At 65.2% G+C, this 25,935-nt stretch carries 25 protein-coding genes and 1 tRNA gene; 5 read left to right on the forward strand and 21 right to left on the reverse strand.

Annotation, left to right across the window (positions count from 1 at the left end):
* Nucleotides 1–138 precede the first annotated feature (138 nt).
* From cobK to cobM, 17 genes are read right to left on the reverse strand one after another with little or no spacing between them, the layout of a single operon-like run.
* On the reverse strand, nucleotides 139–912 hold the full coding sequence (gene cobK / locus AB5202_RS02235; RefSeq protein WP_161115671.1) for a precorrin-6A reductase: 774 nt from the start codon (nucleotides 910–912) through the stop codon (nucleotides 139–141).
* On the reverse strand, nucleotides 909–1,550 hold the full coding sequence (locus AB5202_RS02240; RefSeq protein ID WP_161115670.1) for a precorrin-8X methylmutase: 642 nt from the start codon (nucleotides 1,548–1,550) through the stop codon (nucleotides 909–911). Before AB5202_RS02240 ends, cobK begins: the two co-directional genes overlap by 4 nt.
* The gene (locus AB5202_RS02245; protein ID WP_035138235.1) at nucleotides 1,551–2,066 is read right to left on the reverse strand and encodes a cob(I)yrinic acid a,c-diamide adenosyltransferase; all 516 of its coding nucleotides are present in this window, start codon (nucleotides 2,064–2,066) and stop codon (nucleotides 1,551–1,553) included.
* Complete coding sequence (locus tag AB5202_RS02250; RefSeq protein WP_368144086.1) at nucleotides 2,063–3,562, reverse strand: cobyric acid synthase; 1,500 nt, start codon at nucleotides 3,560–3,562, stop codon at nucleotides 2,063–2,065. The genes AB5202_RS02245 and AB5202_RS02250 overlap by 4 nt, the downstream gene beginning before the upstream one ends.
* Nucleotides 3,555–4,778, reverse strand: coding sequence for a pyridoxal phosphate-dependent aminotransferase (locus AB5202_RS02255; protein ID WP_368144085.1), 1,224 nt, complete (start codon nucleotides 4,776–4,778; stop codon nucleotides 3,555–3,557). Before AB5202_RS02255 ends, AB5202_RS02250 begins: the two co-directional genes overlap by 8 nt.
* Nucleotides 4,775–5,749 (reverse strand): adenosylcobinamide-phosphate synthase CbiB, encoded by a 975-nt coding sequence (cbiB, locus tag AB5202_RS02260; protein ID WP_195544716.1) that lies wholly within the window; start codon nucleotides 5,747–5,749, stop codon nucleotides 4,775–4,777. The genes AB5202_RS02255 and cbiB overlap by 4 nt, the downstream gene beginning before the upstream one ends.
* Nucleotides 5,749–6,705: a histidine phosphatase family protein gene (locus tag AB5202_RS02265; RefSeq protein ID WP_368144083.1), complete on the reverse strand. Its 957-nt coding sequence runs from the start codon at nucleotides 6,703–6,705 to the stop codon at nucleotides 5,749–5,751. Before AB5202_RS02265 ends, cbiB begins: the two co-directional genes overlap by 1 nt.
* 41 nt (nucleotides 6,706–6,746) lie before the next feature.
* Nucleotides 6,747–7,514, reverse strand: coding sequence for an adenosylcobinamide-GDP ribazoletransferase (locus AB5202_RS02270; RefSeq protein ID WP_368144082.1), 768 nt, complete (start codon nucleotides 7,512–7,514; stop codon nucleotides 6,747–6,749).
* Nucleotides 7,511–8,059 (reverse strand): bifunctional adenosylcobinamide kinase/adenosylcobinamide-phosphate guanylyltransferase, encoded by a 549-nt coding sequence (locus AB5202_RS02275; RefSeq protein WP_195503380.1) that lies wholly within the window; start codon nucleotides 8,057–8,059, stop codon nucleotides 7,511–7,513. The genes AB5202_RS02270 and AB5202_RS02275 overlap by 4 nt, the downstream gene beginning before the upstream one ends.
* Nucleotides 8,056–9,198: a nicotinate-nucleotide--dimethylbenzimidazole phosphoribosyltransferase gene (gene cobT / locus AB5202_RS02280; protein ID WP_368144081.1), complete on the reverse strand. Its 1,143-nt coding sequence runs from the start codon at nucleotides 9,196–9,198 to the stop codon at nucleotides 8,056–8,058. Before cobT ends, AB5202_RS02275 begins: the two co-directional genes overlap by 4 nt.
* Nucleotides 9,191–10,573 carry a cobyrinic acid a,c-diamide synthase CobB gene (locus tag AB5202_RS02285; RefSeq protein ID WP_368144080.1) on the reverse strand — a complete coding sequence of 461 codons (1,383 nt, stop codon included), beginning with the start codon at nucleotides 10,571–10,573 and terminating at the stop codon, nucleotides 9,191–9,193. Before AB5202_RS02285 ends, cobT begins: the two co-directional genes overlap by 8 nt.
* Nucleotides 10,570–11,919 carry a precorrin-6y C5,15-methyltransferase (decarboxylating) subunit CbiE gene (gene cbiE, locus AB5202_RS02290; RefSeq protein ID WP_195240339.1) on the reverse strand — a complete coding sequence of 450 codons (1,350 nt, stop codon included), beginning with the start codon at nucleotides 11,917–11,919 and terminating at the stop codon, nucleotides 10,570–10,572. Before cbiE ends, AB5202_RS02285 begins: the two co-directional genes overlap by 4 nt.
* A complete protein-coding gene (cobJ, locus tag AB5202_RS02295; RefSeq protein ID WP_368144079.1) occupies nucleotides 11,907–12,650 on the reverse strand; it encodes a precorrin-3B C(17)-methyltransferase in 744 nt (247 codons plus the stop codon). Before cobJ ends, cbiE begins: the two co-directional genes overlap by 13 nt.
* A complete protein-coding gene (locus tag AB5202_RS02300; RefSeq protein WP_368144078.1) occupies nucleotides 12,650–13,741 on the reverse strand; it encodes a cobalt-precorrin 5A hydrolase in 1,092 nt (363 codons plus the stop codon). Before AB5202_RS02300 ends, cobJ begins: the two co-directional genes overlap by 1 nt.
* Nucleotides 13,742–13,783: 42 nt before the next feature.
* Nucleotides 13,784–14,017: an SAM-dependent methyltransferase gene (locus AB5202_RS02305; protein WP_368144077.1), complete on the reverse strand. Its 234-nt coding sequence runs from the start codon at nucleotides 14,015–14,017 to the stop codon at nucleotides 13,784–13,786.
* A complete protein-coding gene (cbiD, locus tag AB5202_RS02310; RefSeq protein ID WP_368144096.1) occupies nucleotides 14,010–15,194 on the reverse strand; it encodes a cobalt-precorrin-5B (C(1))-methyltransferase CbiD in 1,185 nt (394 codons plus the stop codon). Before cbiD ends, AB5202_RS02305 begins: the two co-directional genes overlap by 8 nt.
* A 1-nt stretch (nucleotide 15,195) precedes the next feature.
* Complete coding sequence (cobM, locus tag AB5202_RS02315) at nucleotides 15,196–15,987, reverse strand: precorrin-4 C(11)-methyltransferase (protein ID WP_368144075.1); 792 nt, start codon at nucleotides 15,985–15,987, stop codon at nucleotides 15,196–15,198.
* Between the two features lie 458 nt (nucleotides 15,988–16,445).
* Between cobM and AB5202_RS02320 the strand changes: the two genes are divergently transcribed.
* From AB5202_RS02320 to AB5202_RS02340, 5 genes are all read left to right on the forward strand, one after another.
* A complete protein-coding gene (locus AB5202_RS02320) occupies nucleotides 16,446–17,372 on the forward strand; it encodes a sirohydrochlorin cobaltochelatase (RefSeq protein WP_195621304.1) in 927 nt (308 codons plus the stop codon).
* Between the two features lie 145 nt (nucleotides 17,373–17,517).
* Nucleotides 17,518–18,051 (forward strand): hypothetical protein, encoded by a 534-nt coding sequence (locus AB5202_RS02325; RefSeq protein ID WP_035138217.1) that lies wholly within the window; start codon nucleotides 17,518–17,520, stop codon nucleotides 18,049–18,051.
* Between the two features lie 4 nt (nucleotides 18,052–18,055).
* A complete protein-coding gene (locus AB5202_RS02330) occupies nucleotides 18,056–19,627 on the forward strand; it encodes an ABC transporter substrate-binding protein (RefSeq protein ID WP_195621306.1) in 1,572 nt (523 codons plus the stop codon).
* A gap of 22 nt (nucleotides 19,628–19,649) precedes the next feature.
* Entirely contained in the window at nucleotides 19,650–20,672 is a 1,023-nt protein-coding gene (locus AB5202_RS02335) for a FecCD family ABC transporter permease (protein WP_195621308.1), read from the forward strand.
* The gene (locus AB5202_RS02340) at nucleotides 20,673–22,007 is read left to right on the forward strand and encodes an ABC transporter ATP-binding protein (protein WP_368144072.1); all 1,335 of its coding nucleotides are present in this window, start codon (nucleotides 20,673–20,675) and stop codon (nucleotides 22,005–22,007) included.
* 95 nt (nucleotides 22,008–22,102) lie between these two features.
* Here AB5202_RS02340 and AB5202_RS02345 read toward each other — a convergent pair whose 3' ends face one another.
* From AB5202_RS02345 to AB5202_RS02360, 4 genes are all read right to left on the reverse strand, one after another.
* Nucleotides 22,103–22,714, reverse strand: coding sequence for a TetR/AcrR family transcriptional regulator (locus AB5202_RS02345; protein WP_195621312.1), 612 nt, complete (start codon nucleotides 22,712–22,714; stop codon nucleotides 22,103–22,105).
* Between the two features lie 116 nt (nucleotides 22,715–22,830).
* Entirely contained in the window at nucleotides 22,831–24,138 is a 1,308-nt protein-coding gene (locus AB5202_RS02350) for a lysylphosphatidylglycerol synthase transmembrane domain-containing protein (RefSeq protein ID WP_368144070.1), read from the reverse strand.
* 151 nt (nucleotides 24,139–24,289) lie between these two features.
* Nucleotides 24,290–24,366 (reverse strand) — tRNA-Glu (locus AB5202_RS02355).
* 127 nt (nucleotides 24,367–24,493) lie between these two features.
* Nucleotides 24,494–25,888 carry a CCA tRNA nucleotidyltransferase gene (locus AB5202_RS02360; RefSeq protein WP_195621314.1) on the reverse strand — a complete coding sequence of 465 codons (1,395 nt, stop codon included), beginning with the start codon at nucleotides 25,886–25,888 and terminating at the stop codon, nucleotides 24,494–24,496.
* Between the last annotated feature and the right edge of the window lie 47 nt (nucleotides 25,889–25,935).

A 25,935-nucleotide genomic window follows, 5' to 3' on the forward strand; every position in this document is an offset into this window, starting at 1 on the left:
CGCAACTTATTGAAGGGCTGCTTGCGCCAGTTCCGTGCGTCGTCCTCGAGCGATTGGCGGATGACAGGCTTGTACGGGTCGAGCTTGCTCGGGGCGCTCCTCCTCGCAGGCGGGAGGGCACGCATGCGCGGCGAGCGCCTAGCGCGCGAACTCCCGTAAGAGCGCGTCTTCCACTTCCCGAAGCGAAAGGGCCCCGTCTCCCTCGGCGGGACGGGTGACCACGATGCAGCGCGCTCCCACGTCGCGCGCGGCGGCAAGCTTCTCGGCCGTGCCGCCTACGGTTCCCGAGTCCTTGGTCACAAGCCACTGGGCTCCCACCTGCCGAAGCATCGCCTCGTTGAGCTCGCGGGTGAAGGGCCCCTGCATGCCGATGACGTGCGACGGCGAAAACCCCGCGTCGATGCACTTCGTTATAGCACCGGGCAGCGGGAGCACACGCACGAAGAAGCGCTCCGAGAAATCGGCGACGCGCGTATAGGGAGCAAGCTCCTTGCTCCCCGTCGTGAGAAGCGCGCGACCCGGGTTCTCGGAGAGAAAGCGCGCCGCGCAGGCGATCGACGCGACCGACACGACGCCTTTGGGCAGCGCCTCGGCCGCGCGCGCAAGGCGCAGGCATCGTACACCCACGGCGAGCGAAGCGGCTCGGATGTTGCCGCTTGCGAGCGTAGCGAAGGGGTGCGTGGCGTCGACGACGATGCGCGCGCCGGAAAGCTCGCGCTCCATGTCGGCCTCGTCGAGCCTGCTCGCATGCACCTCGATGCCCGGAAGCTCGCCCAAAAGCTCGCCTCCGTACTCGGTTGCCGCGTAGGCACGGGCGGGGATGCCCGCCCCGCTCGCCCATTCGCACAGAAGGCGGCCCTCGGTGGTGCCGGCGAAGATGCGCAGCGCCGGCGCGGATGCGGGCGCCGTCACTTCGGGCCGCCTGGGCGCGTGATCTGGTAGAGCAGCGCGTTCATAATGGCGGCCGCCACGGTCGAACCGCCCTTGCGACCCCTCGCGACGATGGCCGGCACGCGTCGCGCGAGTAGCTCCTCTTTCGCCTCGACCACGTTCACAAACCCGACCGGCACCCCAACGACGAGCGCGGGCGCGATCTTCCCCGCGTCCATGAGCTCGGCGAGGCGCAGAAGTGCCGTGGGGGCGTTACCGACGGCCACGATGAGCGGACCCTCGATGCCGCAAGCTTTGTCCATGCTCGCAACGGCGCGAGTCGTGCCCGCGGCGCGCGCAGCCGCGGCGACATTAGGGTCGGCCATGTAGCACACGGCCTTGCAGCCGAGCTTTGCGAGCGCGGGCTTGCTTATGCCTGCGAGCGCCATGTTCGTGTCGGTGAGCACCGTGGCCCCTGCGCGCAGTGCGTCGAGAGCACAGTGCGCGGCGTCATGGGTGAATACGAGGGAATCGGCGTACGAGAAGTCGGCAGTGGTGTGGATGACGCGCTTCACGACGGGCTCTTCGAGCGGCGGGAACGTGCGGCCGCCGAGCTCTTCGGTGATGATTTCAAAGCTGCGCCGCTCGATGTCGCCGGGCGCCATCTCCTTGGAATCCATCTAGTACTCCACTCCTTCCCTTGCACATATCCCCTGCTCGTAGGGGTGTTTCTCGCACCGCATCTCGGTTATGTAGTCGGCCTTCTCCACGATCTTGCGGGAAGGCGCGCGCCCGGTGAGCGCTACTTCGACGCCGCGCGCGGACATATCGAGCGCGCGGTCCACGAGCGCCTCGTCGACAAGCCCCTTCGAAAGCGCGTCGAGCGCCTCGTCGAGCACGAGCAGCCCCTCCTGCGCGCCCTCGAGCTCGGCGAGCGCGGAAGCGAGGTTCCCATCGTGCAACTCGCGCGTCGCGGCAAGTTCTTCCGACGTCATGGACCAGGTAAACTTGTCCGACGCCTTCCCCGCGAACACGGGCACGCCGAAATGCTCGGCGAGCAGGCGCGCCTCCCCGCTTTCGCCGTCTTTCAGGAACTGCACAACGACGACGCGGCGGCCTGCGGCGAGCATGCGAAGGGCGAGCCCCATCGCCGCCGTGGTCTTGCCTTTGCCGTCGCCATGATACACGTGGATCATACGCCCTCCTCGATAATGCGGTAGACATACTCCATGTCGAGCGCCCCGCGCACGGAGTCGGCCAGGCGGTCGAACTCGCGCGCACGGTGATCGGCCGCGGACACCGCGCCCTCAGCACCCACGACGCTCTCGGGCAGGCCGCGCATGCGCGCGAGCGAGCGCGCGAGGGCGAGTGCCACCCCCGGTTCGTCGAACAAGCCGTGGAGATAGGTTCCGAACACGTTTCCGCAGGCCGCGCCTTCTGGTTTGCCGCCAATCGTGCCCGCAGGGGCGCAGGAGACGGTCGTATCTCCGTCGTGAATCTCGTACCCGCGCGCCGTCATGCCGTTCCACACCGAGAACGCGCCTTGGGCGCCCGTGATGCGCAGCTCCGACTGGGCGAGGCGCTTTTCCTCCTTGAACACCGTATTTGCAGGGATGAGCCCGAGCCCGCGCGCGGTGCCAGCGCCTTCCCTGCCGTGCGGGTCGGAAAGCTCGTCTCCCAAAAGCTGGTAGCCTCCGCATATGCCGAGCACCGGCGTGCCCGCGCCCGAAAGCGCGCGTACACAGGCTCCGATGCCGCTAGCCGCAAGCCAGCGCGCGTCGTCGAGCGTGGACTTCGAGCCGGGAAGCACCACCAGGTCGGGTCGGCCCAGATCGGTCGTCGAGGAAACGTAGCGCACGCCCATGCCGGGCACGCGCGAAAGCGGGTCGAAGTCGGTGAAGTTCGACAGATGCGGAAGGCGCACGACGGCGACGTCGATGACGCCGCGCGTCTCGCGGGCAGATAGGCGCGGCGCGAGCGAGTCCTCGTCGTCCAGGTCGAGCGTAAGAAACGGCACGACCCCCACGACGGGAACCCCGCACATCTTCTCGAGCGGGGCCAAACCCGGGCGGAGGATTTCCACATCGCCGCGGAACTTGTTCACAACAAGCCCCCGCAAAAGCGCGCGATCCTCGGGCGCAAAGAGCGCGACCGTGCCGTAGAGCTGGGCAAATACCCCGCCTGGGTCGATGTCGCCCGCGAGCAGCACGGGGGAGGACACGGCGCGCGCGAGCCCCATGTTGACGATGTCGTTTTCGGCAAGGTTGATTTCGGCGGGGCTGCCGGCGCCCTCGATGACGATGACGTCGTTTTCCTCCGCGAGCGAATCGAACGACTCCAAAATCTGCGGCATGAGCGCCTTCTTTCGCGCGAAGTAGTCCCTCGCAGCGAAGGCTCCCTGCGCCTTGCCGGCCACGATGAGCTGGCTTCGGTGGTCGCTTTCGGGCTTGAGCAGGATGGGGTTCATACGCACGTCGGGCACGATGCCACACGCCTCGGCCTGCATGATCTGGGCGCGCCCCATCTCGAGCCCGTCGGCCGTGACACCGCTGTTGAGCGCCATGTTCTGGCTCTTGAAGGGAGCCACGCGCAGGCCGTCCTGCGAAAGCACACGGCACAGCCCCGCCGCAAGCAGGCTCTTCCCCGCGTTCGACATGGTGCCCTGGATCATGATGGGCTTCGCCCTACCCACGGGTATCGACCTCCTTCGTCGAGCCTCGGCCATACGCGCCCGCCATAGCGCCGCTGCAAGAAGCGCAGCCCCGTTTGTCGGGTTCGCCTTCGCCCGATGCGCCTTCCGCCCGAAGCGCGCGGCCGAACGCCATCGCAAGCCGGGCATTCTCCTTGCGCGTGCGCACCGCGACGCGGCACCAGAAACGGGACAGTACCGAAAACGAGTCGCACGTGCGGACCAAAACCCCCTGTTTATACAGGCGCTCGGGGATGTCTTTCGCCGGCGTCCGGACTAAAAGGAAGTTCGCATCCGACGGCACGACGGAAAGCCCGAGCGAGGAGAGCTCGTGGGAAAGCCACGCTCGCTCGCCCGCCAATACATCGCGCGTGCGCGAGACGTATTCGACGTCTTCCAGGGCGGCGATACCCGCGGCCTCGGCGACCGAGGAGACGGGCCACGCCTGCCCCGCCCGGCGAATCCCCTCGAGGAGTTGGGCGTTTCCGCTGAACAGATATCCTAACCGCAACCCCGCCATTCCGTAGAGCTTGGTGAATGCGGAGAGCACGGCCACATGGCGCGAACACGCGGCGCGTGCGGCCACGCTCCTTTCGCGGGCGTCGGGCGCAAATCCGAGGAAGCACTCGTCCACGACGAGCAGCGCGCCCACCTGCTCGCAGCGGCAAGCCGCGGCATCGATCACGCGGGGGTCGACGAGGCGCCCCGTCGGGTTGTTCGGATTGCAGATATACGCCACGTCTCCCGGCCCCTCGATCGCGCGGGCGAAGGAGGCGGGCACGTCGAAGTCGTCCGCTTCGGAGAGCGGGAACTCCTGCACGCATGCGCCGTAGTACGATGCCGCCTCCGCATATTCAGAGAACGTCGGCGCGCACACGACGATGCGTTTCGGGCGCACCGCCGCGGCGAGCCGCCAAATGATGTCGGACGCGCCCGCGCCGCAGACGATAGTATCTTCGGGAATGCCCTGGGCACGCGCTAGGGCGCGAACGAGGGCGAGGCTTTCCCTATCGGGGTAGGCGTCGATTCGAGAAAGCGCCTTGCAAGCTGCGGCAACGGCGCGCGGCGAGGGGCCTGCCGGATTCACGTTCACCGAGAAGTCAATGAGGTCGGAGGCGCCCCCTTCGCAAGCGATGCCGAGCGATTGCGTGCTACCCCCATGCGCACGGGCGCGCAGGATTCCCCCGGCAGCCCGGGACGCGGCGTAGTCTTCCCTCATACCATCGCCCCCACGGCGAGCACGACCGCCGCGCGTGCGGCACCGAAGACGACGAGCGCGCATACGGACGCGGCGAGCATGAGCCTAGTCGCCCGGGCGATGTCGCTCCACTCAATTTCACGGGACGCGTCGCCTATCGTCGGTTTCTCAACGAGCTTGCCGAAATACACCGCGGGTCCTGCCAGGCGCAGCCCGAGCGCGCCCGCACACGCTGACTCGGTCTGCGCCGAGTTGGGGCTCGCATGGCGACGCCTGTCGCGGCGCCAGATGCGCGCCGCCCCGCGAGCATCGAGCCCGACGATCGGGCACACGGCGATCATGAACAGGGCCGATAAGCGCGAGGGAATCCAGTTCACCGCATCGTCGAGGCGCGCCGAGGCGCAGCCGAAGTCGATGTAGCGCTCGTTTTTGTAGCCCACCATGCTGTCGAGCGTGTTCACCGCCTTGTACGCCATGCCCAAGGGCGCACCCCCGATCATAAGGTAGAAAAGCGGCGCGATGACGCCGTCGCTCGCGTTCTCCGCCACCGTTTCCACGGCGGCGCGCGCAACGCCCTGCTCGTCGAGAACAGACGTGTCGCGTCCCACGATGAGCCCGACGGCTTCGCGAGCCGCGACAAGGCCGCCCTTCGAGAACGCGCGGGCCACGGCCAGGCTCTGGCGGCGCAGCTCGCATGCCGCGAGAATCTGATAGCTCGCCCATGCCTCGGCCACGAAGCGCAAGCCGGGGTGAACCATGCCGCAAAGATGCAGGATTCCCAAGGTCAAAAGCCCACACGCAAGCGGAAGCGCCACGGCGAGCACAAGCCCTGCGGCGCGCGTGCCCGCGGAAGTTTGCGGGAATGAGCCCCGCAGGCGGCCTTCGGCCCACGTGATCGCGCGCCCCATGGCGACAACGGGATGGGGAAGCCAGCGCGGGTCGCCGAAGGCAAGGTCGGCTGCGAACCCGGCGGCGGCGGCAAGAATCGTCATCACCGGGCATCGCCCCCCGAAGCGGGACGAACGTCGCGAAGGCAGCGCCCATCCCAGGTGGCGGCCCATGCGCCGCCCGGCTCGGTATGCACGTCGAAATATCCCATTTTCGGGACAGCTAGCTCGGAGAGCAGCGCTTTCACGGTACCCGCGTGAACGACGAAGACGGCGCGCCCACTCCCCTGGGCGCGCTCCGATTCGCACGCCTCCCGAAACGCCGCGACGACGCGGCGGGTGAAATCGCTCTTGCCCTCGCCATGCGGGCAGCGCGTCTCGCACCAGGAGTCTACCCAGGCGCGGTAGCGCACATCCTCTTTAAGCTCGGCGGCGCTTCGCCCCTCGAAGTCGCCGAAATCCATCTCGCGCAGACCGGGGCACGCCATAAGCTCCGCGTTCGGGAAGAGGATGCGCGCCGTCTGGTCGGTGCGGGCCATGCCGCTCGTGATAACACGGAACATGTCACGATCGCACGCGAGGTCGCGCAAAGCGCGCTCGCCCGCGCTCGACAGGGGCTCGTCGGTGCCCGCCCCGCTGTAGCGATGGTCTTCCGTGCCCGCCGTGGCACCATGGCGCACGAAGACGACTTCCAAAGGCGCGCCCGCGCCCTGCGTCCCTCGAGGCGCATCGGCAAGGTTTCCTTTGATGACCTGGGGAATCCCGCACGTCATGCGCACGACGACGTCGGCACGCGCAGCGAGCGCGCATCCTAAGCGTCCCGCGCGCTCGCGCCATTGGGCGTCTTCCGCACGCATGGGGACGACCCCCGAGCCGACCAAGGGCAGAATTACTGCGTCGAAGCCAATCAGCCGCTCGAGCGCCCGGTCTGCGTCGAGCGCGCGTACGAGCTCCTCAGCACGGTACGCGACACGGCCGGCAAAAGCCGCGGGCACGCCGCCCTCCGCAAGCTGCGCCGCATCGACGAAATCGTCCGCCGGGAACCCGAGCTTTTCGCGCACGAAGGTCCTCTTCCCCGAATGCGCGCCACCTACCACGAGAATCATAGGAGCATGCCCCCCGCCACCAGCATGGCAAGCATCGCGAGCTCGGCCCATTGCAGAAACCATCCGGCCAAATCCCCCGTCACCCCGCCGAAGCGGGACAGGGCAACATGGCGGTACCACGCGAGCGCCAAAAGCCCCGCCACCGCCATAAGGACGCCGGCGGCCTGAGCGCACGCGACCATCCCTGCAGCCGAAGCCGCAGCGAAAGCGCAAAGCGGCACGACGATCGCCGCGCGCTTCTTCGCAGGCGAGAGCCCCACGGCCATACCGTCCGCCCGCGCGGCAGGCCAGCATTCTACGGCGAGCCCCGAAAGCGCGCGGGAGAACACGAGCGAGCACAGAAGCGCGAGGAACGCCCCCGCCGTAAGCGGCAGCGCGGTGAACAGGGAAAACTGCAGAATAAGGTACACGACAACACCGATGACCCCGAAGGCGCCCGCCCGCGGGTCGTGCATGATCTCGAGCTTTCGCTCGCGCGGGGCCCAACTTGCAAGCGCATCGGAGGTGTCGCAGAGCCCGTCTAGGTGGATGCCTCCCGTCACCGCCACAGGCAACGCCACGAGCACGGCCGCGACGATGGTCGCGGGCACGCCGAGCAGGTTCGCCACGTGCCCCCACGCCGTCATGAGGAAGCCTTCCGCAACGCCCACCAGGGGAAACGCGGCAAGCGCATGGGTTGATCCGAAATCGGTCCAGGCCGATTTCGGGACGGGGATGCGCGAGAACGTTCCGAACGCCGCGCCAATTGCCTCTGCTATCTTCACCTTGTAGGTCCTTCGCCTTTCATCCACACGGGAATCCCACATACCACTTCGACTGCGCGGTCGGCCAGCGCCGCCACGCCCGCGTTCACGCGCGCGAGCGCGCGCCTCCATGCCTCGGTCCCCTCATCGTAGCGCATCCCATCGGCGAACACGTCGACGGAGACCACCACCGTATACGCAGCGGCCTGAGTGAGTCGTTCGATGCCTCCGAGCACCTCGCGCGCCACAGCGTCGGGGTCACGTGGGGACAAGCCGCCTTCCGCGAAGAGCTCGTTCGCAACCAGGTTGCCCACGTCCTCCAAAAGAAGCGTGCAGCCGCGCGGAAGCCCGGGCACTGCGGCGCCCACGTCACGCGTGCGCTCGAGGGTGGAAAACCCCTTGCCCTCGCGCATCGCCCGATGGCGCGCGATACGGCGGGTGCCCTCTTCCCCGAAGGGCTCCATCGTTGCCAGGTACACGCGGGGGCCGTCGTGCCCGAGACACAGGGACTCGGCATAGGCGCTCTTGCCGCTCGCGGCGGCGCCGATAACGAACGTCACCGTCATTTCCCGGCCTCGAAATGCTCGTAAGCAGCCATGCCAGTCGCCGTGAACGTCTTCCCATCCCGGTACACGCGCAGCGCCGAATCCAGAAGGGGCAGATACGCCATGGCGCCCGCGCCCTCGCCCAAGTGCATGCCTGCGTCGAGGGGTGCCTTTATGCCGAGCTCGCGAAGGAGCTCCTGGCTTGCGGGTTCGCTAGATGCGTGGGTGCCCACGAGGTAGCCCAAGGCGTTGGGGCACAGGCGCACCGCGCACAGGGCCGCCGTGCAGGATATGACCCCGTCGAGGAGCGCCGGCGCCTTCGAGGCCGCGGCCCCCAGGTAGAAGCCACACATCGCCGCGATGTCGAAGCCGCCCACCTTCGAGAGCACGTCGATCGGGTCGGCGGGATCGGGCGAGTTCGCGTCGATAGCGCGCTCGACCACGTCGCGCTTGCGCGCGAGCGAGGTGTCCGAGAGCCCCGCGCCGCGCCCGACGAGGCTCCGCGCGTCCGCTCGGATGAGCACTGCGGCCACCGCCGCCGAGGTGGTCGTGTTGCCGATGCCCATCTCGCCCGCGGCGAGAAGGCGCACGCCGGCGCGGGCAAGCCCGCACGCGACGGCGATTCCGACCTCGATCGCGCGCACGGCCCCATCGCGAGACATGGCGGAGCCGTGCGCGATGTTGCCGCTCCCCCGCCGCACGTTCGCGCGCACCATGCGAGCGTCTTCTATGCCCCGGGCCATACCCACGTCGACGGGCACGACCTCGGCACCCGCGAACGCCGCCATGCGGCAGGCGCTCGTGGCCCCCTCGCACATGTTGCGCGCGACGGCTCGCGTCACGTCTTGCCCGCTTTGCGACACGCCCTCGGCAACGACCCCGTTGTCGGAGAAGAATACCGCGAGCGCACGGGGAAACTCGGCCACCTCGGCGCTCCCCTGAGCTGCGGCGATACGCGCGACGGCGTCTTCAAAGTCGCCCAATCCCCCCAAAGGATGCGCGATGGAATCCCACGCGGCGTACGCGGCGGCGCGGGCACACTCATCTGCGGGCGCGATCCGGGAGAGCGCGGCTTCGAGCACGGCGCCCGGCGCCGACGAAAACGCGCGCTCGACTTCCTCGCGGATGCAGGCAAGCGCGGTTTCGGTTGCTTCAGCCATGCCGTCTCCTCTCTGCGAACGACGCTGTGGCAGACGCGAACGCGCGCGCAACGTCGGGGTTCGCAGGATAGTACACATGCGGGAAGCCCGCAACCAGGGCCGGGGTGGTCGTCATGCACGGCCAGCCCTTGTCGCGCCGGGGCTTCTGCGCCCAGAAGTCGCCGCCCGGGCAGGTGGACTGCCAGTAGTGAAACTCGTGCGCGCGGATGCGTGTGCCGCGCGGCCCGTAGAGCCCGTAGCGTTGGGAAGTGAGGTCCACGTACCCGAAATGGGACAGCCTTCCCCCGTTCTCGCTTGCGCCCTCAAGGGCGCCCGCAACAGGCCAGCGCCGTCCCTCGCTATCGGAGATTTCGCGCTGCAGGTACAGAAACCCACCGCATTCGGCAACCGTCGGCATGCCGGATTCCACCGCACGCCGCACCGCCTCGCGCATCGGCGCGTTCTCGGAGAGCTGCCGCGCATGGAGCTCCGGGTAGCCGCCTCCCAGATAGAGGGCGCTTGTCCCCCGGGGCAACTCGCTATCACACAGGGGGCTGAAAAAGGCCAGCTCGCAACCCAGGTCCTCGAGCGCGCGCAGGTTCTCCTCGTAGTAGAACGAGAACGCCTCGTCACGTGCGACGGCGACGATGGGCCGCGCTCCCGCGATCGGCTCCAACCGGTAAGGTTCCTCGCGGATATCGGGTGCCGTCGCCGCTATTTCGAGCAAGCGGTCGACGTCGACGCTCTTTTCCACCAGCTCGGCCATCTTGTCGATGCGCGCGGAGAGCTGCTCGACCTCGTCGGCGGTCACAAGCCCCAAATGCCGGCTTTCGAGCGAGAACGCATCGTCGGCGGGGATATTCCCCAAAACCGCGACACCCGTGTGCTTCTCGATCGCAGGCTTCGCGTAGGCGCAGGCAGCGGCGCTCGTCTTGTTCAGCACGACGCCGCGCACGTTCGCACAAGGCAGGAACTCGGCGATGCCGCGGATTACGGCGGCGAGCGATAAAGACGCCCCGCGCCCGTTCACCACTAAAACGACCGGCGTTTCCGTGTCGCACGCAAGCTGGTAGCTGCTCGCATCGGCCACGCCGGGCGCCATGCCGTCGTAGAAGCCCATGGCCCCCTCGAGCACCGCGACATCCGCGCCCGCAGCGCCGCGTGCGAGCAGGGCGCGCAGCGTCGGGGCGTCGGTGAAGAAGCCGTCTAAGTTGCCCGAGCGCGCACCCACGACGCGGCGATGAAAGAGCGGGTCAATGTAGTCGGGGCCGCATTTGAAGGCCGCGCATGCGAGGCCGCGGCGCGCAAGCGCGCGCAGGAGCGCGCACGTAACGACCGTCTTGCCGCTCCCGCTCGAGGGCGCAGCGACCATGAAGCGAGGGATGGTCGTGCTCACCGGGCGCCGCCTTCCCCACCTGCACCACGCGCGCTGACGAGGAACACGGGGTTTTGCGCCTTCATAAGATGGTGCGAGCCTACAGCCTCGGCGCGGGCGGCCGACACCTGGCACGCCTCGAACCCCTTAAAGCGCGAACCCGAGAGGAGCGCGCACGCCTCGGTGAGCGTCTCAACGGTGACGCATGGCACGCACAGGCGAACCTGCGAGTTCTTCTCGAGCGCCGCCTCCACGATGGAGGGAAGCTCGCCCGCGCTCCCGCCGACGAACACGGCGTCGGGGACGGGCAGTTTCGCGAGCGCTTCGGGGGCGACACCGGGGATCGCATGCACGTTGCCGCACCCGAATGCATCCGCGTTCTCTCGGATGAGCCGCACGCCGGCCGCGTTGCGCTCGACCGCCCATACCGACCCCGTTCGCGCGACGAGCGCCGCCTCAATCGACACGCTCCCCGTGCCGGCGCCGACGTCCCACACGGTGTCGGTCGCGGTAAGGCGCAGCTTCGCGAGCGCGACGGCGCGCACCTCCTGCTTGGTCATGGGAACGTCGCCGCGGATGAAAAGCTCGTCGGGAATGCCCGAGGAAGCGTACGGCCAGCGGGAGCTCGCGGCGCGGGATGCGCCCGCAAAGTCCGCCGCGGAAGAAGCCGCCGCGGGCGCGGACGCGCCGGCCGGCGCCTCGGAGGCTGCGCTAGAGCCCACAGGCGACCCGGCGCCGCCTGCGAACTCGATAAGCATCACGTTCAAGTCGTCGAACGTCTGACCTGCGATTTCACTTGCGGTCGCGCAGGTGATGCGCTCGTTGGGGTACGACAGGCGCTCGGCCACCGTCACGCGCGCGTCCCCGAAGCCCGCCTGCACAAGCTCGCCCGAAAGCCGCGAGGGGTCGTCCCCGCCCGACGTGGCGAGGAAGAGCTCGCCTGAGCGCTCGGCCTCGGCCACGATGTCGCACGCCACGCCGTGAGCGCTCGCGAAGCGCCAATCCTGCCATGGACGCGCGAGGCGCGCGGCGAGATACGACGCTGAGCTTATGCCGGGAATGATGCGCACGTCCACCTGCGCGTCGCCGGAGAGCGCCTCCACCAGGCGGCGCGCGCCGCTGAACAGCCCCACATCGCCCGTCATCACGACCACGGCGCGCTGCCACGACGCCGCATCGGTGAGCGCGGCGACGATGTCCGCCGTCTTCACGAGCTCGCATCTCACCACGTCGGGCGGCACGTCGATGCCGGCAAGCGCGCGATGAGCGCCGATGACCACGTCGGCGATGTCGATCGCGTCGAGCGCCGCGCGCGAGAGCAAGTCGGGGTTTCCGGGCCCCGCCCCGATGATCGTTACCTTTCGCATGGAATCTCCCGATACCCGCGCGGCGTGACCATACGGCCGCCTACGAGCTTCGTGTCCGCGTTGCCGACGAACACGGTGGTGAACATGTCGGCGTCGATCTTCCCCAGCTCGGAGAGCCTGCACATGCCCGACTGCTGCCCCTCGCGCCCGATGTTACGTACCCAGCCGCAGAGCGTGTCGGGGGCCTTCCATTCGAGCATAATCTTCGCCGCGCGTGAGAGCCTGTCGGCGCGCTTTCTGCTGCGCGGGTTGTACAAACAGATGCAGAAGTCGGCGCTCGCCACGGCGGCGAGCCTGCGCTCGATGACCTCCCATGGCGTGAGCAGGTCGGAGAGCGACACGACCGCGAAGTCGTGGGCAAGCGGGGCGCCGAGCACCGCCGACCCGCTCTGAGCCGCGGTGGCCCCGGCGATAACTTCCACGTCTACATCGGGGTAGTCCTCCGCAAGCTCCAGCACGGGGCTCGCCATGCCGTACACGCCCGCGTCGCCGCTGCACACGAGCGCCACGGCTTCTCCACTCTGCGCGCGCGAAAGCGCAAGGCGGCACCGTTCGACCTCGTGCATCATCGGCGTCGCGAGATGCGCCGCGTCGGGCACGGCGGCGAGCGCGAGCTCCACGTATTTCGTGTAACCCACAACGACGTCGGACGCCTCGAGCGCACGCCGGGCCGCAATCGTCATGCCGTCGGGGCCGCCCGGGCCGATTCCCACCACGAAGAGCTTTCCCATCACCGCTCCTTAAACGAAAGTTTAATAGTTACCTTGGAAAACGCGACGGTCACGCCGCCGTGAGCGAGCTTCGGGAAGATAAGTTTGCCCCCGTCCGCGAGCGCCGCGCGCTCGCACACGTTGTCGACCCCCACCGTCGCGCGCACGAAATCAGATGGCGAAACGCTGCCATCGACTTGCGACAACTCATCTGCGGAATACGTCGCAAGCGGGATATTGCGCGCGCGGCAGAAGGCGAGCAGACCCTCCTCGTGCGCCTTCACGTCGATCGTCGCCGCCATGCGCACGGCCGAAGGCGAGATGCCCGCCTGCCCGCACGCGAGAAGAAACGCCTCCCCGATCGCTTCGGAGCACGCACCGCGACGACACCCTATGCCCGCAACGATGCAGGGCACGACAAGGCGAAGCGGCTCGGGCGCAGGCGCCTGCGCCCTCACGCCCGCCGGCTTCCCCGTCTCACCGGCGGGCACGACCACGCCCGTTGTCTCCGCCGCGCGAACGGACGCACCTGCATTCGCGCCAGCAAACGGCGACACGACGATATCGGCCCGCGCGCGGTCTGACGCAATGTCAACCCCCTCAGGCGGCTGTCCCGAAATCGGCATGTCGGAATAGAGCGCCACGCGCCCGCCCGAAAGCAGCCGCGCCGACACTCGCTTGATGGCCTCGGGATTCGAAACGGCGAGCCCCGCACGGCGCGCCCACGTATCCACCGCCCACATGCCGCGGACGTCAGTCGCCGTGGTGATGACGGGGATGGCCCCTGCCGCGCGTGCCACAGTTTGCGCAAGCTCGTTCGCACCGCCCAAATGCCCCGACAAAAGCGGAACGGCAAAGCGCCCCGCCTCGTCGATCGCCACAACCGCGGGATCGTTTGCCTTCGAGGCGACATGCGGCGCGATCGCCCGCACGGCGATGCCCGCCGCACCCACGAACAGAAGCGCGTCCGACGCTTCCCACGCGAGCGCCGTCCATGCGCGCAGATCGGCCTTCCCATCGCCGAACCCGCGCGAAACGGAAACGTCCCAGCCAGGGTCATCTTCACCTGTCTGCGCGCAATCGGAAAGCGCGCGTGCGGTGCGCTCCGCCAACGCATACCCCCTCTCAGTGAACGCTATGCAGGAAACCCTCATCTAGCGCACCACCATCGTCGAGAAGTAGCTGCCCCAATCGGGCACATCGTCGAGCGAGCGGTACACACGCTCGCCCGGAAGCCCACAGTCCTCTACAAGCTCGGCACCGTCGAAGGCACTCTCCTCGCAAAGGAAGCACTTCGTGTCCACAAGCGAGCGGCGCGCCTTCATGACCACCTTCGTCCCCGGCCAGCCGATTGCACGGCGCACCCCGTACAGAACGCCTTTACTCATACGTCGCCCCCAATTTCCCGATAACTGCATCGGCGCCCGACGTGCGGAAAAGCTCGCGGCGCTCGGCGTCGAACACGACCGCGGCGATGTCGCATGCGCCCGCCGCGCGGCGGCGCAACCTGTCCTCAATTGCCGCAGCGAGCGAGGCGCGCGCAGCGTCCCCAACGCCGGCGGCCTCGATTACCTCGAGCGCCGCCGTGGTCGTGACGGACGACATGATCTCGCGCACGGTCTTCGCGCCCGCGCCGGCCATGGCCGCGTGGGCGGCCAGAATCTCCGCGCGGCAGTCGGCGGTACGCGAATGGGTGTCCATGATGCCGCCCGCGACCTTCACCAACTTGCCGATGTGTCCCACAAGAAGGACATTGGTGAATCCCTCGCGAACGCAGCAATCAATCGCATCGCCCACAAAGTTGGAGATGAAGACCACCGGCGCACCGTTTAGGTGGAAATGCCCCGAGATGAACTGCCCGCCGTAGTTGCCGGGCGTGAGCACGACTCCGCGCCGCCCCATAGCCGCATGCTGCCGAATCTCGAGCTCGATGCTGTCACGCAAGGCAGCGAGGCTGCGCGGCTCGACGATGCCCGTCGTTCCCAGGATGGAGATGCCGTCCTCTATCCCCAGGTGCGGGTTGAAGGTCTTTTCGGCAAGGGCCACACCCTCGGGTACCGAAATCGTCACAGCAATGTTTCCAGAAAAGCCGTGCGCGGCGCACACCTCACGCACCGCCGAAGTAATCATCGCGCGCGGCGTCGCGTTGATGGCGGCCGCCCCCACCGGCTGCTCGAGCCCGGGCAATGTCACGCGCCCCACGCCCACGCCGCCATCGACGGAAACTTCCGATTCGCGCGCGGGCACGTCCTTGCTGCCCGCAGCACCCGTGCCCGACCCCGCATGTTCCACGTGCGCGTACACGAGTACGCCGTCAGTCACATCGGCATCGTCGCCTGCGTCCTTTCGCACGGCGCACTGGGCGCACCCCTCGCCGATGCATGCGTCGACCACGTTCGCCTCGACGGGCAGCCCGCCGGGGGTGACGATCGACACGAGGCCGACGGGCTTTCGTGACAAGAGCATCTCGCAGGCCGCCTTCGCCGCGAGCGCGGCGCAGCTCCCCGTGGTGTAGCCGCAGCGCAGGCGGGTCGTCCCGGTATATATGTAGTGCTCGAAGGCCACGCTAGCTGCTCGCCTTCCGATACCCCGTGGAAAACGAAGGGTCGTAAAGCTTGCTGCGCTCGTACGACTCCGCTTGCGCGCCGTTGTGTGCAAGCCTGCCGCGAGCTCCGAGCACGCGGCCCACCACCACGAGCGCCGTGCGGTCGATGCCCTCTCGCGCGCCCGCATCGGCGAGCGTGCCCACTGTGCATCGCACCACGCGCTCCTCAGGCCAGGTCGCCTTGTACACGAGCGCCGCCGGCTCGTCGGAGCTGCGGCCCGCAGCCAAAAGCTCGGCGGAAAGCTCGGCGAGCATACCCGAGCTCAGGAAGATGACCATAGTCGAGCCGCTTTCCGCCATGGTGCGCATGCCCTCGCCCGCGGGCATGGGGGTGCGCCCGGAAAGCCGCGTGATCACGACCGACTGGCTGATTCCCGGCAGCGTGTATTCCTGGCGAAGCGCCGCCGCGGCACCGCAAAAGCTCGACACGCCGGGCACCACCTCGTAGTCCACGCCGCGCGCGTCGAGTGCGTCCATCTGCTCCTGGATGGCGCCGTACAGGCACGGGTCGCCCGTGTGCAGGCGCACCACTTCCTCGCCCCGCGCATCCGCCGCGCACATCACGTCGAGCACTTCCTCCAAGGTCATGTGCGCGCTGTCGTAGACGACGCAGGATTCCTTGCACTCGGCGAGCAGCTCGGGGTTCACAAGGCTCCCCGCCCAAACGACCACGTCGGCCGCGCGCAGAAGACGCGCCCCGCGAAGCGTGATAAGGTCGGCGGAGCCCGAACCTGCGCCAACGATATGAATCATCCGAGCCTTCCCTTCCCGTTTCTCATCGCAACCGTTTACGCCGCCATTCGCGCAGCAGGCAAAACACGGCGCCTGCGGCGACAATCGGCGCAAATACGCAGGCAGAAGGCGCAATGCCGCCCGCCCTGGCTTTGACACGTTCACAAGTGCCCACTATCATAGTAAAAGATTCGGCAACGAGCATATGACAATCGGATAAAAGGAAATGACCGGCGCGGCGCCCGCACAGCCCGCGCTGGCTTGCGGAGGGAACCAGGTGGGAATCCTGGGCAAGGGACATTACTGTATAGGACGCGCGGGCGAACCGCCTCACGCCCCAAGCCAGACTGCTTCGCCTTTTCCTCACGGCATCGCCGTGGCGTTAGCTCCTTGTGAACCCCGAGGGGTGCGCTTTTCTTTCGCTTGTGCCGACAAGCAACTGTCGCCGGGGGACCGGCAAACCGAGGAAAGGAAAAACCATGTCCGAACAGATGTCACGCCGCGGCTTCATGAGCGCCGCGGCAACCGGAGCCGTCGCGCTCGCCGGAGTCGCGCTCGCGGGCTGCTCCAACACCTCCGCGAGTTCCGAGAAATCGAGCGAAAAGGAGAAGGCCGTGAAGCCGGTCATCCTCGTCACGAGCTTCGGCACGAGCTACAACGACTCGCGCCACATCACCATCGGCGCCATCGAAGACGCTATCCGTGAGAAGTACTGGCAGGACTACGACATCCGCCGCGCCTTCACCGCGCAGATCATCATCGACAAGCTGAAGAAGCGCGACGGCATCACGATCGACAACATGACCGAGGCGCTCGACCGCTGCGTGGAAGACGGCGTGAAGGAAATCGTCGTGCAGCCGACGCATCTCATGGCTGGCCTGGAATACGCCGACGTGAAAGACGAGCTCGACAAGTACGCTGACAAGTTCGACAAGATCTCGCTCGGCGACCCGCTGCTCACCTCCGACGACGACTACAAGAAGGTGGCCGCAGCCATTAAGGAGAACATGGCGTCCTTCGACGACGGCAAGACGGCGCTGTGCCTCATGGGCCACGGCACCGAAGCCGATTCCAACGCCGACTATGCCAAGATGCAGGAAGTGTTTAAGAACGAGGGCTTGACGCAGTTCTTCGTCGGCACCGTCGAGGCTGAACCGACCTGTGAGGATGTTATCGCCGCCGCGAGCGCCGCAGGCTACAAGAAGGCCGTGCTCGCGCCGTTCATGGTGGTCGCGGGCGACCACGCGAACAACGACATGGCAGACGAGACCGACCCCGACAGCTGGGCTGCGAAGTTCGTGGCCGCCGGCTTCGAAGTGACGTGCCTGCTCCAGGGTCTGGGACAGAACGTCGCGGTCGACGACATCTACGTCGCGCACGTGGACGACGCCATCGCCAAGCTGTAAACTCGCCGCGCACGGGGGCGCCGGTCGCGTCCCCGTGCAACGGGCATGCGCCTTCCCCGACTAACGGCGCATGCCCGTTGCATTCGCATCCCGCCCGCCCACCGCACGGCGCGGGCGGTCGAAGCGATTGAAAGGAACCCCCTCCATGTTGAAGAAAACCCTCGCCTTTGCCCTGTCAGCGGCGCTTTTCGCGTTCTCGCTCGCCGGCTGCGGCGGAAATTCAATCGACAGCGCAAAGGCAAGCGATGCCGATTCCCAGGAAAAGACCGAACAGGCGGCCGATGCGCCCGAGGGCGCAAGCGCTGCCCCCATCACCGCCGACAAGGTGGCCGACGGCACCTATCCGATCACCGTAGATTCCAGCTCGAACATGTTCAGGATTGTGGACGCCCAGCTCATCGTGGAAAACGGCTCCATGCACTGCGTGATGACACTTTCCGGCACGGGCTACGGCAAGCTCTTCATGGGCACGGGCGACGAGGCTGCCGCCGCGAGCGAGGCCGACTTCATCCCCTATGTGGAAAACGCGGAAGGCAAGTACACCTACGACGTGCCCGTTGAAGCGCTCGACGAGGACACCGCCTGCGCCGCGTGGAGTATTAGAAAAGAGCAGTGGTACGACCGCACGCTCGTGTTCGAATCCGCCGGCGTCGATCTGCGCGCCGACGCACTGAAGTAACGCCATGCGGTCGATTCTTCCCAAGGGGGAAAGCAGGAAGCGTCGCAGCATCGCGGTGCGCGCGATCGCCTGCGTTCTCGTCGCCCTGTTCGCGCTTCCCTTCGCGGGGTGCAGTGCGAGCCCGAACGCGACCGGTGGCACGGCAGGCTCTCAGGAATACACTGTGAGCGTCTCGCTCTCCGGCGGGTCAGGGCGCGCAAGCATCGCCTCACCCACCACAATTGTGAAGGATGGCGACACCTACACCGCGACCATCACCTGGTCGAGTTCGAACTACGACAAAATGACCGTCAACGGCGTGGACTACGCGCCCGTAAACGACGGCGGCAACTCCACGTTCGAGATACCCGTCACGCTCGACGAGGACATCGCCGTGTCGGCCGAGACCGTCGCCATGTCGACGCCGCACACCATCGACTACACGCTCCACTTCGACTCATCCACCATGAAGGAGAAATCGGGCGACGATGCAAGCGGCGGCTCCCCTGCGGGAACGGCTTCAAGCGCCGCGGCCGACTTCCACAACGCCGATTTGGGCTGCGGCTGGGAGCCGACGGGGGCGCTTCAGCTTGAATACGCCGAGCACTTCACTGTCGACGAGTACGAAGGCGGCCTGCGGCTTATCTGCATTTCGAACGGGGAGCGCTTCCTCGTGGTACCGCAAGATGCGAAGGTACCTGATGGGTTGAGCTCCGACATCGCGGTCATAAGGCGTCCCGCCAACAAGGTGTACCTCGTGTCGTCGGCGACGATGTGCCTGGTCGACGCGCTCGATGCGAACGACAACATCCTCATGTCGGGCACGAAGGCCGACGATTGCTCGGTCGCGGGCTTCAAAAGCGCACTCGAAAGTGGGGCGATCGCCTACGGCGGCAAGTACAGCGCGCCCGACTACGAGCGAATATCGGCCTCGGGCTGCACGCTCGCCATCGAGAACACCATGATCAACCACACGCCCGATGTGAAGGAAAAGCTGCAGAAGCTCGGGCTCGTCGTGCTCACCGAACAGTCGTCGAGCGAGCCCGAAGCACTCGGGCGCGTCGAGTGGATTAAGCTTTTCGGCGTCCTGTTCGACAAGGAAGACGAGGCCGCGCACCTGTTCAACGAGCAGAAGGCCCGCGTCGAGCAAACGTCGAGGCTCGCGTCGTCAGGTAAAACCGTGGCGTATTTCTACATTAACTCGAACGGGGCCGCCGTCACGCGGCGGGCGGGCGACTACGTGGCGCAGATGATCGAGCTTGCAGGCGGCAACTACGCGCTCGATGACGCGCAGACGGCGTCGACGTCAGGTTCGTCAGTAACGCTCGAAATGGAGCGCTTCTACGCGACGGCGAAGGATGCCGACATCATCGTCTACAACGGCACCATCGACGAATCGGTTGCCACCTTGAAAGACTTCGTAGGCAAAAACGCGCTATTGTCGCAGTTCAAAGCTGTAAAGAACGGCAACGTCTGGGTCACAAGCGCCGACATGTACCAGCAGATGACTTCTACCGCCGACATTATCGACGAGCTGCACGGGGCGTTCACCGGCGATGACGCGAGCGACTTCCATTATCTGAGGAAGCTTGGCTAGCGTCATGAGAAGCCGGCTTTCCATGACATACGACGAATCACGACGCGCCGCGCGGTGTCGCGTCGTGACGGCGCTGCTCGCTGTTGTCCTCATCGTGCTCGTCGGGGCCAACCTGTGCATCGGGAGCGTGCTCGTGCCCGCAGACCACATCCCCGGCATCCTTTCGGGCGGCGCGGCCAATTCCATGGAAAGCCAAGTCATCTGGGAGATTCGCCTGCCGCGCGTGCTTTCAGCCGTGCTTCTCGGCGGGGCACTTTCGCTCTCCGGGTTCCTGCTGCAGACGTTTTTCAACAACCCCATCGCCGACCCGTTCATCTTGGGCGTCTCCTCGGGCGCAAAGTTCGTCGTCGCGCTTACGATGATCGTGCTTCTGGGCGCGAACCAGGCCATGTCCTCGCCGGCCATGGTGGCCGCAGCGTTTCTGGGCTCGCTTATCACCATCGGCTTCGTGCTCCTCATCGCACGGCGCATAAGTTCCATGGCCATGCTCATCGTGGCGGGCGTCATGGTGGGATACATCTGCTCGGCGGCGACGAACTTCCTTATCGCCTTCGCCGACGACCAGTCCATCGTGAACCTGCACAACTGGTCTTTGGGTAGTTTCTCGGGTTCGAGCTGGGACGACATCGCGGTCATCGCGGTCGTGGTGATCACCGTGAGCGCATGCGTATTCGCGATATCGAAGCCCCTTTCCGCCTTCCAGCTGGGAGAAGCCTACGCGAAAAGCGTCGGCGTGAACGTCGCACGCTTCCGCGTGGTGCTCGTCCTTCTAGCGAGCATGCTCTCCGCCTGCGTGACCGCGTTCGCTGGTCCGGTGTCGTTCGTAGGCATCGCGGTTCCACATCTCGTGAAGTCGGCGATAAAGTCGTCGAAGCCCATCCGCGTGATTCCTGCGTGCTTCTTGGGAGGCGCCATCTTCTGCGCGGGCTGCGATTTGATCGCGCGCACGCTGTTCTCTCCCGTCGAACTTTCCATCAGCGCCGTCACCGCCATCTTCGGCGCGCCGGTGGTTATCGCACTCATGTTGAAGAAGCGGGTGAGGTAGATGGGAAAATTCGTGCCGCAGCCCAAAACGCTCGGAAGGGACATTCCGTGCTTAGACAGTCCTAAGCTCGCACGAAAGCGCCAGAAGGCACTTTCGGCTCGTGCGGAACTGCACGCGAAACGCCTCCTCCGAGCGGAGTCGAACCTCGAAACCCCGGTCGAAACGCAGGCTGACGGAGCGCCGCTTTTCCGCATAAGCGACCTGTCGGCGGGCTACGACAAGAAGGTCGTAGTCGAAGGCGTCGATCTGGAGGTTCGCGCGGGCGACGTCGTGGCGCTCATCGGGCCGAACGGCTCGGGCAAGTCGACCATCTTGAAAACCATCACGCGCCATCTGGCACCGCTTGCCGGCGCGGTCGAGCTCGACGGGCGGGAGATTTCCCGATGGAAGACGGCGGAATTCGCAAGGAACCTTGCCGTTATGCTGACAGATCGCCCCCGGACCGAGCTCCTCACCTGCCGCGATATCGTAGAGGCGGGAAGGCATCCCTACACCGGGCGAATGGGAACACTTTCGCCTGACGACCATAGTCGGGTCGACGAGGCCATGAAAACCGCACATGTGGAAGAGCTCGCCGAGCGCGACTTCATGCAGATAAGCGACGGGCAACGCCAGCGCGTCATGCTCGCACGCGCCATCGCGCAGGATCCGCGTGTGCTAGTGCTCGACGAGCCCACGTCGTATCTCGATATCCGCTACCAGATCGACCTGCTGCGAATACTTCGTCACCTTGCGAAATCGCGGAATGTGGCTGTCATCATGTCCATCCACGAACTCGAGCTAGCGCAGAAAAGCGCCGACAAGGTGATTTGCGTGAAGGACGGTCGGGTCTTCCGCGCCGGCGCACCCGAGGACATATTCACGCGCGAGACGATTGGCGAGCTCTACGGCCTTCAACATGGCACCTTCAACGAGCGCTTCGGCAGCGTGGAAATTGGGCGCCCACACGGCGATGCGCACACGTTCGTCATCGCCGGCGCAGGTACGGGGTCAGCTGTGTTTCGCCAGCTCATCCGGCAGGGCAAGGCGTTCTACGCGGGCATTCTGCACGAAGGGGACATCGACTGCGAGCTCGCGCGCGACCTGGCGACGGAATGCGTGGCCGAGCGCGCCTTCGAGCCGATCGGGGATAAAACCATAGCCCGCGCCAAAGAGCTCCTCGTCCACTGCGCGCGCCTTATCGTGTGCCCCGCTGCCTTCGGCACCATAAACGCCCGCAACGCAGAGCTCGTCGAGTTCGCACGCTCGCATGGTATCGAGGTCATGCAAGCGTGCGAAGGCGCATCGGAGGATTCCAAAATTGGAGTGGGAAGGATAAACTGGACTTTCTTTTAAGGATCCTCAGGCTACAGCTCCTACGCCGGCAAGGTCTCCAAGGCGCCGGAGAACCTCAGGAACAGGAATTTCCACGCCGACGAGCCCAACTAGGCCTAATCCAAGCGAGATTCCAGACTCGACAGACCATTGAGAGTCAGGTCGTTGGCGACCTCAGAGACGCGCTCGATAGGAACCGAGCCGTCAGACAGCGCCCACGTGCGATAGATACCGATAATACCCGACAGCAAAAACGCCAGATAGTAGTCGAACATCTCGTCCTTGAGACCTTGGGGCAGCAGATCGCGCTCGGCAATCTCATGTTCGAGCGGCGCACGAAGACGAGCCATGAAATCATCGAGCGGAATGTTCTCGATCAGCTGACGATTGAGCACCAAGTTGTTGCACAGTGCCTCATTAACGGTTTTAAAGAAGGTCGCCGCCGCGCCAAGAGCGCGCTCGCTGGTGTCACCGTCCATAGAAGCAAGCGTTTTCTCGACCGAGTCGACAATCATCTCCACCACATCGGCGGCAATGGCATCGAGCAGGCCGTCAACCGTACCAAAGTGAACGTAAAAGGTCTTGCGGTCGACATTGGCCTCGCGCGCGATGGCACTCACCGTAATGTCTGCCAGCGGCTTTTCCATGAGCAGGCGCTCGAAAGCCGAAAGGATGGCATTACGGCTGCGAACGATGCGACGATCAAGACGCGGTTTGCTGGTTGCCATGGGCGTGTCCCTTCGATATGCGAGCATTCATCAACAGATGAGAGATAATCTACGTAAGAGGATTATCCCCCATACAGCACAAATATGCCTCGCATCATGAAGAACGCACGACTGCCCTACTGCGACTTAGGGTGCTTCTTCTTATTGAGTGCCGACGGAGATACGCGAATACCGTCTCCTGTCTGACGCACATAGGCCTTATGAGCCGGCTTTGCGGTCCCAGAAGCCTTCTGAGCGTGCTTCTTGGGATCAACGGTAACAGCATTCGTGGGGTGCGGCTTAGTGGGCGCAGAGGGCGTCTGAGGCGTGCGGCCGAGCTTGCGCATCACGCGATCCCAGCGCGCATGGATGCTCTCGTTGTGGGCGCTCTTAAGTCCCAGCAGGGGCGCAGCCAAAATGGTAGGCGAAATAAACGTAATGAGACGCCACAGCAGATAGCCGGCGGTCGAAGCCGAACCGAAGAAATGACCCAAGAACAATGCAAAGCCGCCCTCAGCGCCACCAGTTCCACCGGGCAAGGGAACCGCAGAGCTTAACAGCTGGACAAAGGCGCTCGCGGCCATGACCGAGAAAAAGTCGACCTCGTGGTGGCCAAAGGCAAGCATCAGGAAATACGGAACCAGATAGAAAAACGCGAGCTGCAGCATGGTGATAAACACGGTGAGCAGCATGGAAGAAAAATGTCCGGCCGAAAGCTTGAACTTCTCGGAAAAGGAGTAGATCTCGCCATCGACAAACGTGCGCCAACCCTCGATCTTAGTGGCCGAGACACCAATGCGCTCAAGCCAATTGATGATGCAATGGGCGACGCGCGTGACGGTCTTAGGCATGAGCGCGACGGCGAAGATGCCAAGCAAGATGCAGCAGTGTCCACCAAAGCTAAAGACGCACAGCAGCGTCATGTCGCCGTAGCGTTCGGCAAAAAACGGCATACGGGCGAGCAGCAGGATAGCGCCCCAGGCGACCAGGCCAAACTGGTACACGATAAAACGCGTGAATTGCGTGGCGCCGGCCTCGCCCACGTTTTGGCCGGCCTTGGTCAGGCGATAGATCTGAGCCGGGGTGGAGCCCATCATCATGGGCGTCAGGTTGCCAAAGAAGATGCCACTCGCCTCGACCGAGATCAGGTCGCGGATGCCGACGGGCGAATTGGGATCGAGCCAGACGGCGATCGCATAGGCCACAATGCCAAAGAACAGGTACATGAACATGCAAAGACACGCGACAACGAGCCATGACGCCTGGACGCTCGACATAGCGGCCCAAAACTGCCCCATCTGCCCGGTTACCACCAGATAGACGATATAACCTACCAGCACGACGCCGATAAAGATGGCGCCGCGGCGTGCGCTCTTATTGTCATCGCCGCCCGAGGCCTCAACCTCGACCTGGGGCTTAGACGTATGCTGAGAGGACTCCGTCATGAGACTCCTTCTAACAGTCAAAATATCTTGGATATTGTACCCGTAAGGGCCATAGGCAGAACGCAAAGCTCTGGTTCAAACGGGAATTGCAGACGGCTGTATGAAAATAAAAAAACCCGACCTTCCATGGGAAGTCCGGGTATCAGATGCGTGGTAGCCCGTACCAGATTCGAACTGGTGATCTCCGCCTTGAGAGGGCGGCGTCCTAAACCGCTAGACGAACGGGCCACATGACATCTGCACTGCCGTGCTGCGAGGAAATATATTACGGGACAAAAAACGTCAGCGCAAGAAGAAATTCCAAATTGCCGAAAAATTGTCGGCAGGTTATGGAATACGCAGGTAAACTTGGTAGCTAATTCAAGTTGAGATGAACCAAAAGAGCTTCGCGCTCGTTGGGAATATCGTCTTCGATCACGGCGTCGAGGGCGGAGTTGAGAAGCTGACCCAGTTCCGGCCCGGGCTTGACTCCGGCACGGATCAGGTCGCCGCCGTTGATGGCGAGCATCTTGAGCGTATAGGGCTCCCCTGCCTTCAGCAGCTCGTGCGCCAGCGCGCGCATCTCCTCAATCGTCTCAACATAATAGAAGCACGACGGGGCCTTGCCAAGTGTGTCGGCACGCTTAAGGTCCATGAGCTCGTCAATCAGGCGGGCCGTGTCGACGCCCTCACCCGAAAGCGCGCGCATCATATTGAGCAGGCAGGAGCGCTCGGGGCGCAGCGGCTTGTCATGGTATTTGATGAGCAGGCACACGTCGCGCACCAAGTCGTGCGAGAGCGCCAGGCGATCCATAATGACGCGCGCCTTCTTGGCGCCGAGCTCGGGATGACCGTAGAAGTGTCCGCTACCGGCATGGTCGACCGTGAAGCACTCGGGCTTGGACACATCGTGCAAAAACGCCGCCCACATAAGGCTCGACGAGGGCGCGACGCCGTCACACAGCGCGAGCTCCCCCGCCACCGTCAGCACACGGGCGATATGCACGTAGACGTTAAACGCATGATAGACACTGCGCTGATCAAACCCGCGACCCGCTGCCAACTCGGGCACGGCGGCGCAGATGAGCTCGGGATAGCGGAGCATCGCGTCTCCCCCATGACCGGTCGAAAGAATGCCCTCGAGCTCAATACCCACACGCTCACGCGCCACGGCATCGAGCAGCGGCGCGTACTCGGCAAGCGCACGCTTAGTCTCGGGCTCAATCATAAAGTCCAGACGGCAGGCAAAGCGCACCGCACGCAGCATGCGCAGGGCGTCCTCGTTAAAGCGACGCTTGGGATCGCCGACAGCGCGAATCAGCTTGCGCTCCAAGTCACCCTGGCCGTCGTAGCGGTCGACAAGCCCGCGCTCGGGATGCCAGGCCATGGCGTTGACGGTAAAGTCGCGGCGCGCCAGATCGTCCTCGAGCGAGGCGGCACGCTCCACACTCTGGGGATGACGACCATCGGTGTAAAAGCCATCCAGACGGTACGTGGTGACCTCGATACGCTCGCCATCGGAAATAGCCGTGATTCCGCCAAATTTAATGCCCGACTCCACAACCGCGATGCCGGCGGCCTCGAGCGCCGCTTTGGACTCCTGCCACAGGCCGCTACAGCACATATCAACATCGTGGCTGGGGCATCCCATCAGGGCGTCGCGCACCCAACCGCCCACGTACCAAGCCTCAAGACCAGCCGCCTCAAGCGCGCGCAGGACGCGCAGGGACGCATCGGACGGTTGAGTACCGTTGAGCGAAACATTGCACATGCCTATGGCCTCCTGCGACTATCAAATTGGCTATCGATTGCGTCTGC

This window comes from Collinsella aerofaciens (assembly GCF_040915545.1).
GTDB classification, from domain to species: domain Bacteria; phylum Actinomycetota; class Coriobacteriia; order Coriobacteriales; family Coriobacteriaceae; genus Collinsella; species Collinsella aerofaciens_BE.